The organism is Burkholderia mycopellens, from assembly GCF_964265025.1.
Classification (GTDB): Bacteria; Pseudomonadota; Gammaproteobacteria; order Burkholderiales; family Burkholderiaceae; genus Burkholderia.
In genome coordinates, this window is the sequence record NZ_OZ183802.1 from 1,830,964 (window position 1) to 1,842,447 (window position 11,484).

At 66.1% G+C, this 11,484-nt stretch carries 13 protein-coding genes; 8 read left to right on the forward strand and 5 right to left on the reverse strand.

Going from position 1 to position 11,484, the window contains the following annotated elements; genetic code table 11:
- Nucleotides 1–3 precede the first annotated feature (3 nt).
- A complete protein-coding gene (aroC, locus tag ACPTTC_RS08455) occupies nucleotides 4–1,104 on the forward strand; it encodes a chorismate synthase (RefSeq protein ID WP_423392184.1) in 1,101 nt (366 codons plus the stop codon).
- A gap of 136 nt (nucleotides 1,105–1,240) precedes the next feature.
- Here the strand turns inward: aroC and ACPTTC_RS08460 are convergent, their stop codons facing one another.
- Nucleotides 1,241–2,914 (reverse strand): electron transfer flavoprotein-ubiquinone oxidoreductase, encoded by a 1,674-nt coding sequence (locus tag ACPTTC_RS08460; RefSeq protein WP_423392185.1) that lies wholly within the window; start codon nucleotides 2,912–2,914, stop codon nucleotides 1,241–1,243.
- A 178-nt stretch (nucleotides 2,915–3,092) separates the two neighbouring features.
- Here ACPTTC_RS08460 and ACPTTC_RS08465 point away from each other — a divergent pair, with 178 nt between their 5' ends.
- Together ACPTTC_RS08465 and ACPTTC_RS08470 are read left to right on the forward strand one after the other, a co-directional pair.
- Nucleotides 3,093–3,875, forward strand: coding sequence for an SDR family oxidoreductase (locus ACPTTC_RS08465; protein WP_011351770.1), 783 nt, complete (start codon nucleotides 3,093–3,095; stop codon nucleotides 3,873–3,875).
- A 32-nt stretch (nucleotides 3,876–3,907) separates the two neighbouring features.
- Nucleotides 3,908–4,339: an acyl-CoA thioesterase gene (locus ACPTTC_RS08470; protein ID WP_011351771.1), complete on the forward strand. Its 432-nt coding sequence runs from the start codon at nucleotides 3,908–3,910 to the stop codon at nucleotides 4,337–4,339.
- 110 nt (nucleotides 4,340–4,449) lie between these two features.
- On the opposite strand, the gene ACPTTC_RS08475 is transcribed toward ACPTTC_RS08470, so the two are convergent.
- Nucleotides 4,450–4,995 (reverse strand): LuxR C-terminal-related transcriptional regulator, encoded by a 546-nt coding sequence (locus ACPTTC_RS08475; RefSeq protein WP_423393335.1) that lies wholly within the window; start codon nucleotides 4,993–4,995, stop codon nucleotides 4,450–4,452.
- A gap of 223 nt (nucleotides 4,996–5,218) precedes the next feature.
- Here ACPTTC_RS08475 and ACPTTC_RS08480 point away from each other — a divergent pair, with 223 nt between their 5' ends.
- Nucleotides 5,219–5,923: a CoA transferase subunit A gene (locus ACPTTC_RS08480; RefSeq protein ID WP_175952969.1), complete on the forward strand. Its 705-nt coding sequence runs from the start codon at nucleotides 5,219–5,221 to the stop codon at nucleotides 5,921–5,923.
- 1 nt (nucleotide 5,924) lies between these two features.
- On the forward strand, nucleotides 5,925–6,566 hold the full coding sequence (locus ACPTTC_RS08485; RefSeq protein WP_423392186.1) for a CoA transferase subunit B: 642 nt from the start codon (nucleotides 5,925–5,927) through the stop codon (nucleotides 6,564–6,566).
- A gap of 76 nt (nucleotides 6,567–6,642) precedes the next feature.
- Here ACPTTC_RS08485 and ACPTTC_RS08490 read toward each other — a convergent pair whose 3' ends face one another.
- Genes ACPTTC_RS08490 through ACPTTC_RS08500 form a run of 3 tightly spaced genes read right to left on the reverse strand, consistent with a single transcriptional unit; the run spans nucleotide 6,643 to nucleotide 8,973 of the window.
- Nucleotides 6,643–7,356, reverse strand: a complete 714-nt coding sequence (locus ACPTTC_RS08490) for an SDR family oxidoreductase (RefSeq protein WP_423392187.1) — start codon at nucleotides 7,354–7,356, stop codon at nucleotides 6,643–6,645.
- Nucleotides 7,357–7,393: 37 nt separating this feature from the next.
- Nucleotides 7,394–8,404 (reverse strand): polysaccharide deacetylase family protein, encoded by a 1,011-nt coding sequence (locus ACPTTC_RS08495; protein ID WP_423392188.1) that lies wholly within the window; start codon nucleotides 8,402–8,404, stop codon nucleotides 7,394–7,396.
- A gap of 11 nt (nucleotides 8,405–8,415) precedes the next feature.
- Nucleotides 8,416–8,973 carry an ester cyclase gene (locus tag ACPTTC_RS08500; RefSeq protein ID WP_423393336.1) on the reverse strand — a complete coding sequence of 186 codons (558 nt, stop codon included), beginning with the start codon at nucleotides 8,971–8,973 and terminating at the stop codon, nucleotides 8,416–8,418.
- Between the two features lie 138 nt (nucleotides 8,974–9,111).
- Between ACPTTC_RS08500 and ACPTTC_RS08505 the strand changes: the two genes are divergently transcribed.
- From ACPTTC_RS08505 to ACPTTC_RS08515, 3 genes are all read left to right on the forward strand, one after another.
- Entirely contained in the window at nucleotides 9,112–10,017 is a 906-nt protein-coding gene (locus ACPTTC_RS08505; RefSeq protein ID WP_069257985.1) for a LysR family transcriptional regulator, read from the forward strand.
- A 124-nt stretch (nucleotides 10,018–10,141) separates the two neighbouring features.
- Nucleotides 10,142–11,038, forward strand: coding sequence for an alpha/beta fold hydrolase (locus tag ACPTTC_RS08510; RefSeq protein ID WP_423392189.1), 897 nt, complete (start codon nucleotides 10,142–10,144; stop codon nucleotides 11,036–11,038).
- Between the two features lie 80 nt (nucleotides 11,039–11,118).
- Nucleotides 11,119–11,472, forward strand: a complete 354-nt coding sequence (locus ACPTTC_RS08515) for a RidA family protein (RefSeq protein WP_175952967.1) — start codon at nucleotides 11,119–11,121, stop codon at nucleotides 11,470–11,472.
- Nucleotides 11,473–11,484 lie beyond the last annotated feature (12 nt).

Below are 11,484 nucleotides of genomic sequence, written 5' to 3' on the forward strand. Positions count from 1 at the left end.
ATCATGTCCGGCAATACCCTTGGCACGCTTTTCACTGTCACGACCTTCGGCGAATCGCACGGTCCCGCGATCGGCTGCGTGATCGACGGTTGCCCGCCGGGAATGGGGCTGACCGAAGCCGACATCCAGGTCGAGCTCGATCGCCGCAAGCCCGGCACGTCACGTCACGTCACGCAACGGCAGGAGGCCGACGAGGTCGAGATCCTGTCGGGCGTGTTCGAAGGCGTGACGACCGGTACGCCGATCGCGCTGCTGATCCGCAACACCGACCAGCGCAGCAAGGATTACGGCAACATCGTCGAGACGTTCCGTCCCGGCCACGCTGACTACACCTATTGGCAGAAGTACGGCATCCGCGACTACCGCGGCGGCGGCCGCTCGTCGGCGCGCCTGACCGCGCCGATCGTCGGCGCGGGGGCGGTTGCGAAGAAGTGGCTGCGTGAGCGCTTCGGCGTCGAAGTGCGCGGCTACATGAGCGGCCTCGGCGAGATCGACGTGCCGTTCGTCGACTGGTCGCACGTGCACGAAAATCCGTTCTTCTCGCCGAATGCGGCGGTCGTGCCGGAGCTCGAGGCGTACATGGATGCGCTGCGCAAGGACGGCGATTCGATCGGCGCGCGCATCGACGTCGTCGCGTCGGGCGTGCCGGTCGGCTGGGGCGAGCCGGTGTTCGACCGTCTCGATGCGGACATCGCAAAGGCGATGATGAGCATCAACGCGGTGAAGGGTGTCGAGATCGGCGCGGGCTTCGAAAGCGTCGCGCAGCGTGGCTCGATGCATGGCGACGAGCTGACGCCGGACGGTTTCGTCGGCAACCATGCGGGCGGCGTGCTCGGCGGGATTTCGACGGGGCAGGACATCACCGTGTCGATCGCGATCAAGCCGACGTCGAGCATCCGCACGCCGCGCCGCTCGATCACGAAGGCCGGCGACGAGGCGACGGTGGAAACGTTCGGTCGTCACGATCCGTGCGTCGGCATCCGTGCGACGCCGATCGCCGAGTCGATGCTCGCGCTGGTACTGATCGACCATGCGCTGCGCCATCGCGCGCAGTGCGGGGACGTCGAGACGCCGACGCCGAAGATCGCGGGCAGCGCGACCTGACGCAAGCGGGCAGGGCGCTGCACGTCTCGCCCGGCCGTTGCGCGGAGCATGCAAAACGGGGCGCTGCTTCAGGCAGCGCCCCGTTTTGTTTGCGGCGTCTGATCAACGCGCCGTTCGTGGCGGCGCGTTCCGGCAATTACATGTTCGGGTAATTCGGCCCGCCGCCGCCTTCCGGCGTGACCCACACGATGTTCTGCGTCGGGTCCTTGATGTCGCAGGTCTTGCAGTGCACGCAGTTCTGCGCGTTGATCACCAGCCGGTCGCTGCCGTCGTCGTTCTTCACGAACTCGTACACCGCCGCCGGGCAGAACCGCCCCTCCGGCCCCGCGTAGGTGCGCAGGTTCACGTTCACCGGCACGCTCGCATCCTTCAGCGTCAGGTGCGCCGGCTGGTTCTCCTCGTGGTTCGTGTTCGAGATGAACACCGACGACAGCCGGTCGAACGTCAGCTTGCCGTCCGGCTTCGGATACTCGATCGGCTGGCACTGCGACGCCGGTTTCAGCATCTCGTGGTCCGCGTGCTTGTGGTGCAGCGTCCACGGCACGTTGCCGCCCATCACCTTCTGCTCGAGCCCGACCATCAGCGTGCCGAGGTACAGGCCCTTCGCCATCCACTGCTTGAAGTTGCGCGCGCGGTACAGCTCCGTGTACAGCCACGACTGCTTGAAGGCGTCCGGGTACGCGTTGAGTTCGTCCGACTGACGACCGGCCTGCACCGCGTCGAACGCCGCGTCGGCCGCCAGCATGCCGGTCTTGATCGCCGCGTGGCTGCCCTTGATCCGCGAGGCGTTCAGGAAGCCCGCGTCGTCGCCGATCAGCGCGCCGCCCGGGAACACCGTCTTCGGCAGCGACAGCAGCCCGCCGGCCGTGATCGCGCGCGCGCCGTACGACACGCGCTTGCCGCCTTCCAGGAACGCGCGGATCGACGGGTGCGTCTTGTAGCGCTGGAATTCCTCGAACGGCGACAGGTACGGGTTCGTGTAGCCGAGGCCGACCACGAAGCCGACCACGACCTGGTTGTTGTCCATGTGATACAGGAACGAGCCGCCGTAGGTATCGGACTTCAGCGGCCAGCCGGCCGTGTGGATCACGAGGCCCGGCTTGTGCTTGGCCGGGTCGATTTCCCACAGCTCCTTGATGCCGATCCCGTACGCCTGCGGATCCGCGTTCGCGTCGAGCTTGAACTTCGCGATCAACTGGCGGCCGAGGTGGCCGCGGCAGCCTTCGGCGAACAGCGTGTACTTCGCGTGCAGCTCCATGCCGAGCTGGAAGTTCTCGGTCGGCTCGCCGTCCTTGCCCACACCCATGTTGCCGGTCGCGACGCCCTTCACGGAACCGTCGTCGTTGTAGAGGATCTCCGCGGCCGGGAAGCCTGGGAAGATCTCGACGCCCAGCGCCTCGGCCTGCGCCCCCAGCCAGCGCGTGACGTTGCCCAGCGAAATCACGTAGTTGCCGTGGTTCTGGAAGTTGGCGGGCAGCGCCCAGTTCGGCGTGGTGACCGCGCTTTTCTCGGACAGGAACAGGAAGCGGTCTTCCGTCACCTCGACATCGAGCGGCGCGCCGCGTTCCTTCCAGTCGGGGAACAGCTCGGTGATCGCGCGCGGGTCCATCACCGCGCCCGACAGGATGTGCGCGCCGATCTCGGAGCCCTTCTCGAGCACGCACACGCCGATCTCGGCGCCTTTCTCGGCGGCCAGCTGCTTGAGCCGGATCGCCGCCGACAGCCCGGCGGGGCCGCCGCCGACGATCACGACGTCGTATTCCATCGATTCGCGCGGGCCGTATTGCTCGATGAGGCTTGCGGGGGTCATTGGCGTTCCTCTAACCGTTAGAATGCTTTTATTCGGGAGCGTATTGTCTGCGAAACGAAACGCTTGCCGCAACAGCATGCGGCTAGATTAGCACGATCGTTCTATTTTTGTGCTAGGGTAATGCCGTTCGGGCCGTACTGCCCGTGGCGGCGAAACGACATCGAAAGGGGAAGTGCAAATGGGTCGGTCGATCAATCTGGAAGGCAAGGTTGCGCTGGTCACGGGTGCGTCGAGCGGCCTCGGGCAGCGCTTTGCGCAGGTGCTGTCGCAGGCCGGTGCGAAGGTCGTGCTTGCGAGCCGTCGCGTCGAGCGCCTGAAGGAACTGCGTGCCGAGATCGAGGCGGCGGGCGGTGCCGCGCATGTCGTGTCGCTCGACGTCACCGACGTCCAGAGCATCAAGGCGGCGGTCGCGCACGCGGAGACGGAAGCCGGTACGATCGACATCCTCGTGAACAATTCGGGCGTCTCGACGATGCAGAAGCTCGTCGACGTGACGCCGGCCGATTTCGAGTTCGTATTCGACACCAACACGCGCGGCGCATTTTTCGTCGCGCAGGAGGTCGCGAAGCGGATGATCATGCGCGCGAACGGAAGCGGCAACGGCAAGCCGCCGTGCCGGATCATCAACATCGCGTCGGTGGCCGGGCTGCGCGTGTTTCCGCAGATCGGCCTGTACGCGATGAGCAAGGCGGCGGTCGTGCAGATGACGCGTGCGATGGCGCTCGAGTGGGGGCGTCACGGGATCAACGTCAATGCGATATGTCCGGGCTATATCGATACCGAAATCAATCATTACCTGTGGGAAACCGAGCAGGGCCAGAAGCTGCAGTCGATGCTGCCGCGCCGGCGCGTCGGCAAGCCTCAGGATCTCGACGGGCTGTTGTTGCTGCTCGCGGCCGACGAGTCGCAGTTCATCAATGGCTCGATTATCTCCGCCGACGACGGCTTCGGCCTCGCCTGAGCGGACGACATTCAGCAACACAGAAGACTGCAATGAGCGATTATTCCCCCGTTTTTGAGATGTCGATGCCGATCCGCTGGGGCGACATGGACGCGTTCGGCCATGTGAACAACACGGTCTATTTCCGCTACATGGAACAGGCGCGGATCTCGTGGTTCGAGGAACTCGGCATCGCCGGCGGCAACGGCGAGGGGCAGGGGCCCGTCATCGTCACGGCGTCGATGGAGTTCCTCAAGCAGCTGCACTATCCGGGTGACGTGATCGCGAGGATGTCGGCTGCGAAGCCCGGCCGTAGCAGCTTCGACACGGGTTTCGAGCTGACGCGCGCCGACGATCCGCAGCACGTCTATGCGCGCGGCAACGCGCGCTGCGTATGGGTCGACTACGCGCTCGGCAAGTCGGTGCCGCTGCCCCAGTTGCTGCGCGACACGATCGAGCGCGCGCTCGCGGCGAAGGTCGGCTGAACGTCGATACGGCGGGGCCGGGCCGGCACAAGGTCGCCGGTGGCACGCCATATGTGCTGTTTCCCGAATCGGCCGCCATGTGCGGCCGATTGTCGTCAGGGAGCCGCCATTTACTGCCCGAGCAGGCGCTGCAGCAGCTCAGGGGTATTGTTGGTCCCGTACTTGCGCATCAGCCGTGCGCGGTAGATATCGACCGTACGCGAACTGATGTCGAGCACGCGCCCGATTTGTTTGCTGGTCTTGCCGGTCGCGAGCTGCGCGGCGATCTCGCGCTCGCGCGGGGTCAGTTCGACGGCGACCCGGCGCGTCGCACTCAAATCCTCGAAGGTCCACACGCCCGCCGCAAGTGGCGCGGTGCGGTCGAGCGCGCGGCCGGTGACGTGGCACCAGAACAGTTCGCCGTCCGCCCGTTTCATGATTCTGTCATCCGAGTAGATGCCGTTCGCGGCCATCACGCGCGAGATCCGTTCGCCGATTCGCTGGAATTCGTCCGTCGACGGGTAGAGCACCTTGTACGATTTTCCGATGAGGTCGGCCCGCACGCAGCGAAAGATCGACGCGAGCGCGTCGTTGCAGTCCTCGATCACGCGGTCGCGCGACATCACGAGGCCGAGCGGCGCGAGGTGGAAGGCAGTCTGGTAATCGAGAGCGGGCATGGCGCGGGCAACCGGAGGCAAACGCTTATGTATTTTTGCGTATTGTGCCGCATCCGCGCCGCATCGTACCCTTTCAGGCATCTCACGGCGGTTTGCCGCGACATAAAAACAGCGCGCCTCGACGCAGGCATCGCCGCGCATGCATAGAATGATGCGGCGGGCTTGCGGGCCAGGTGGGCGCGTGAACCGGTTTTGCTGGTTTCCATAAAGGAAGGGACAACAGATGAACAAAGTCTATCCAAGCGCGGCTGCCGCGCTGGAAGGGATCGTCCACGACGGACAGACCTTCGCGGTGGGCGGCTTCGGCCTGTGCGGGATTCCGGAGGCGCTGATCGCGGCGTTGCGCGATTCGGCCGTCAAGGGCATCACGTGCATCAGCAACAACGCGGGCGTCGACGGTTTCGGCCTCGGCCTGCTGCTGGAAACGCGCCAGATCAAGAAAATGATCTCGTCGTACGTCGGCGAGAACAAGGAGTTCGAACGCCAGTATCTGGCCGGTGAACTCGAGCTCGAATTCACGCCGCAAGGCACGCTCGCCGAAAAGCTGCGGGCGGGTGGCGCGGGCATTCCGGCGTTCTTCACGAACACGGGCTACGGCACCGTGATCGCGGAGGGCAAGGAAACGCGCCAGTTCGGCGATCGCCACTACGTGCTCGAGCCGTCGCTGACGGCCGATGTCGCGCTCGTGAAGGCCTGGAAGGCCGACAAGTCCGGCAACCTGATTTTTCGCCGCACCGCGCGCAACTTCAACCCGATGTGTGCGATGGCCGGCAAGATCACCGTCGCGGAGGTCGAGGAGATCGTCGAGAACGGCGAGCTCGATCCGGACCACATCCACACGCCGGGGATTTTCGTGCAGCGCATCGTGCTGAACGCGACGCCCGAAAAACGCATCGAACAACGCGTCGTACGCGCGAAAGGAGACTGACATGGCCTGGAATCGTGACCAGATGGCCGCGCGCGCGGCGAAGGAACTGCAGGACGGCTTCTACGTGAACCTCGGCATCGGCCTGCCGACGCTCGTTGCGAACCACGTGCCGGAAGGCGTCGAGGTGTGGCTGCAGTCGGAGAACGGCCTGCTCGGCATCGGCCCGTCGCCGACCGAAGACGAAGTCGACGCCGATCTCATCAACGCCGGCAAGCAGACCGTCACGACGCTGCCGGGCTCGTCGATCTTCTCGTCGGCCGATTCGTTCGCGATGATTCGCGGTGGCCATATCAACCTCGCGATCCTTGGCGCGATGCAGGTCAGCAAGCAGGGCGACCTCGCGAACTGGATGATCCCGGGCAAGATGATCAAGGGGATGGGCGGCGCGATGGACCTCGTCGCCGGTGTGAAGCGCGTCGTCGTGCTGATGGAGCACGTCGCGAAGGGCGATCAGCACAAGATCCTCGACGAATGCAACCTGCCGCTGACGGGTGTCGGCGTGGTCGACCTGATCATCACCGATCTCGGCGTGATCGAAGTCACCCCGGCCGGGCTGAAGGTCCTCGAGCTCGCCGAAGGCGTGAGCGCCGACGAGATCCAGGCGAAGACGGGCGCACCGCTCGACGTCAGCGCGGTGGCCTGAGCGTCACCTTGTTGCGTCATTCTCGACGCCCCGCGCGCCTGACGGAGTGCGGGGCGTTTTGTCGTGAATGCATGCGTCACGCGATCGCGCCGCCGCCGTCGATCAGTACCGTCGAACCGGTGGCATAAGGCGTCGCCGCGAGATACAGGATCGCATTCGCGACATCCTCCGGCTGGCCGACTCTGCGTGCCGGAAGCCGCTGTGCGGCGCCGGCGTACATCGCGTCGCGTGCGTCGGGAGCGAGCTTGTCCCACAGCGGCGTCGCGATCAGGCCCGGCGACACGGTATTCACGCGAACCGGCGCCAGCTCGAGTGCCAGGCCGCGAGCGAGCGCCTCGAGCGCCGCATTGATCGCGCCTTGCAGGACCGACGACGCGTTCGGCCGCACACTGAGGTAACCCGACACGAACGTCAGCGAACCGCCGGGCGCGATATCGATTGCGCGGGCGATGCGGTATGCGCCCCAGAACTTGCTGTCCATTGCCGCTTGCGCGTCGGCAAGCGGCAATGCACGGACGGGGCCCGTGGCGGTATTCGCGGCCGAAATCACGACGTGGTCGAACTGGTCGGCGCGCGCGCAGAATTCATCGACGTCCGCGGTATCCGTGATGTCGAGCGTTTCGGTCCGCATGTGCGCGCCTGGCATGGTGTCGATGTCGAACCTGCGTGGATGGCGCGAAGCGATTGTCACGAGCGCGCCGCGTCGCGCGAAGGCTGCCGCGGCGGCGGCGCCGATGCCGGAGCTTCCGCCGACGACGAGTACTTTCTTCCCGTGGAGCAGATCATTCATGAAGGTTTTTCCTGGGTGACACGTTGAACGGAGTCCGTTAGATCGTTTCGGTCTCGCGCAGCGTCGACGGACTCTGCAGCGCGAAGCGCGCAATGTCGTCCTTGCGCATGAAAGCGACACCTGGGTGTGATCGGGCGTAGTGCAGGAAGGCGTCCCACGCGCGGACCATCTGCGGGGTGCCGCTGATCCGGTCGTGCGCGCTGATCGACATCAGTCTGCGCCGCTGCCCGGCTTCCGCGTACAACTGGTCGAAATCGAGCTTGATCTGCTCGAGGAACATCGTCGGCGAGTAGTTGCGACCTTCGATCAGCAGGATGTCGTTGTTGCGCAGCGTGTACGGGACCACCACGAAATCGCGACCGCCGACGGTCTCGATGAACGGTTCGTCGCGACTGACGTCGTCGATGTGATACGCGTAGCCGAGTTCCTGCAGCAGCGACAGCGTATGCGGTCCGCGCCGCAGCCAGTTGCAGTTGTACCCGGTCGGCCGCTGGCCGGTCGCCGCTTCGACCATGTCGCGTGCTTCGGCCAGGAAGCGGCGCTCGTCGTCGCGGCTCATCGCGAATTGCGCGCGCCACGTCGGGCCGTGCGCGGCGGCTTCATGGCCGCGCGACACGATTTCGCGCGCCAGTTCGGGGTGGCGGCGTGCGGCTTCCCCGATCATGTGCGACGTGACCTTCACGCCGTGTCGGTCCCAGAGATCGAGAAGGCGGGGAATCCCTTCCCGGTAGCCATACGCGAACCAGGTGGCCGACGCGAGATCGACCGGCACCGACGGCGGGAACGCGACGGCCGGAAACGGGCTGTCCGCGCCGGTAGGCGGTTGTCCGCCCGCCTCGAACTGCATCGAGATCGAGATCACGATGCGTGCGCCGTCCGGCCAGAACGGCGTGACGCCCGGTGCCGCGGGTGCCGGCATCGATGCGGCGGTTGCCGGCAGGGAGGCGCCTGCGGCCGCCGCGACGCCAGCCGCGAGCCCGGCGCCGGCCTGGGCCAGGAACGTGCGGCGCGGCAGCGGCGTCGCGGGATAGTCGTGAATTTGAGTCATCGTCTCCTCCGTCAGCCGACGAGCCCAAGCTGGCGCATCAGCGTCAGGTTGTCCTCGATGTGCCAGTTTTCCGCGATCCGGCCGTGGTCGATCCGGTAGATATCGGTCGCGATGAAGTCGATTGCCTGTCCGCGCCCGGCCGTTCCGTTGAAAGCGCCGGTGAAATGCCCGCGAAAATGCAGGTGCACGACGACACGATCGCCCGCGACGATCATCTGTTCGATCTCGCAGCGCAGGTCCGGGATCGCGCCGCGCATCGTGCCGGAGGCCGCGAGCGGCCCAGGTACGCCTTGTTCGCGGCCGGGCGGCAGCGTTCGGTCGATGAAGCCGGCGGCGAGCGCCGCGCGGGCGAGGGCAGGGTCGCCGGTATTCCAGAAGGTGCCGTAGCGGCGTGCGGCCAGAATTTGCGCCCGGGCCTGCGCCGCCGGCAAATCCGCCGCGACGGTCAGGCTGTGCGGCGCGACGAGATCGGCGGCACGGGCGGCGGCGGGCCATAGCGCAATGACGCAGGCGGCCGCCGCGCATGTGCGCGCGAGGGAGCGGGTGGCTGAACGAAGGCGGATCGACATGGTTTCGGAGGTCCTGTGAAGCGCGTCATGCGACGACGCGGAACAGGTATGGTAGGTTTCCATTTCGCATGCAAATACGGGCAAACGGCGAATGGATTATTCGAAAAAAAGAAAGGTTGGGATGAGGCGGGTTCCATGATGCTGATCGACGATTTCCCGGCGCTCGATACCTTCGCGAGGATCGTGTCGACCGGCAGTCTGTCGGCGGCGGCGCGCGAGCTCGACCTGTCGTTGTCGGTCGTCAGCAAGCGCCTCGCGCATCTCGAGTCGCGGCTCGGCGTGCGCCTGCTGCACCGGACGACGCGGCAGCAAACGCTCACCGACGACGGTGCCCAGTTTCACGCACAGGTGCTGCGCATCCTGGCCGAGGTCGATCGTGCCGAAACGCTGATGCGCGATCGCCGCGGCACGGTCAGCGGCGTACTGCGCGTGACGGCGCCCGGCGAGCTCGGCCGCCTGCGGATCGCGCCGCTCGTGGCGGCATTTCAGCAACGCCATCCGCAATTGACCGTGCAGTTGATGCTGACCGATACGGTTGTCGATCTGCTCGCATCGGACATCGACGTCGCCGTGCGGATCGGCAATCTGGCCGATTCGACGATGATCGCGCGCGAACTGGCGCCGAATCATCGCGTGCTGTGTGCGTCGCCGGGCTATGTGGCCGCGCACGGGTTGCCTGCCCATCCGGCAGAACTCCGCGCGCATCGATGCATCGTGATGGGTGACCAGCCGCGTGCCGAATGGCGGTTCGACGGCGCTCAGGGCGGCGTGGCGGTCGAGGTGACGGCCGCGCTGCTGACGAATGACGGCGGCGCGGCGCGCACGCTGGCGCTCGAGGGGGCGGGCATTGCATTGAAGTCGATCTGGGATGTCGGCGCGGATCTCGACGCCGGTCGGCTCGTGCGCGTGCTGCCGGCTTTCGAGGCGTGCGCAGCACCGCTGCATGCCGTCTATCCCGGCGGCCGTCACGTGCCGTTGCGGGTGCGGACATTCGTCGATTTCCTGCGCGAGCAGTTGCGAGACGCGTGGCGCCGCGACGATTGAACCCGTCTCGGGCGATGGGCCGGGCGCGTGGCGCCTCGTCGTTCCGAAGCGGTTTACAATCGTTTGCATCAGGCGCCGCAGGCGTTGTCCCGCGCCGAGCCCCCCGTTCGACAGGATGCCAACGATGCCAACGATTCCAGTGAATCCCCCGGTTCCCCGCCAGCGGCGCGTGCAGTGTGCGAGCGCGGCCGGTCTTCACCACGTCGCCTATACCGAATGGGGCGATCCCGCGAATCCGCGTGTGCTTGTCTGCGTGCACGGCCTGACCCGCTCCGGGCGCGATTTCGACAGGCTCGCCTCCGCGCTGTCCGATACGTATCGCGTCGTCTGCCCCGATGTCGTTGGGCGTGGCCGGTCGGACCGGCTCTCCGATCCGCGGCTCTATGCGATTCCGCAGTACGTGGCCGACATGGTGACGCTGATCGCACGGCTCGACGTCGAATCGGTCGACTGGTTCGGCACGTCGATGGGCGGCCTGATCGGCTTGGCGCTCGCGGGGCTGCCGGGTTCGCCGCTGCGCCGGATGATCGTCAACGACGTCGGTCCGCGTATCGAACCCGATTCGCTCACGCGCATCGGCGAATACCTCGGCGTACAGCCGCGGTTTGCGACGGAGCAGGAGGGGATCGACTATCTGAAGTCGCTATCGCTGCCGTTCGGCGCGCTGAGCGCCGACGAGTGGCGCGAGATCAACGGGCCATTGCTGCAAGAACTGCCCGAAGGCGGCTGGACGATGCGCTACGATCCGCGCATCGCCGAGCCGTTCAAGGCGACGACGCCCGAACTGGCCGCACTCGGCGAGGCCGCGCTATGGCGCGCGATCGAGACGACGGACGCGTCGCTGCTGGTCGTGCGCGGCGAGACGTCCGACTTGCTGTCGCGCGAGACGGCGGCCGAAATGGTAGGTCGCGGCCGGCATGTGACGCTCGTCGAGATTCCGGGTGCGGGCCACGCGCCGGCGTTCGTCAGCGCCGATCAGATTGCGCTCGCGCGGCGGTTTTTCGTCGAAGGCAGCGCATAAACGCGTCATAATATGCGGTTCGGCGGCACGCGGGCCGTGTTGCCGCCCGATTCCTTACCCCATCACGACCGGAACATTTCATGGCAGTCATTCGTCACCACGTCGGGGCCCGACTCTCCGAAACCGCGATCCACAACGGTACCGTGTATCTGGCCGGCCAGATCGCCGAAGACACCACGCAGGACATCAGGGGCCAGACGCGCGAAGTGCTCGGCCATATCGACCGCCTGCTCGCCGAAGCGGGCAGCGACAAGGCGCATCTGCTGTCGGTGCAGATCTACATCTCGGATCTGGCGAACTTCGAAGGCATGAATGCGGAGTGGGACGCATGGGTCGCGCAGGGCAACACGCCGCCGCGCGCAACCGTCGAGGCGAAGCTCGCGGATCCGGCACTGCTCGTCGAGATCGTCGTCGTCGCCGCGCAACGGAGCTGAGCTGAGCGTTAT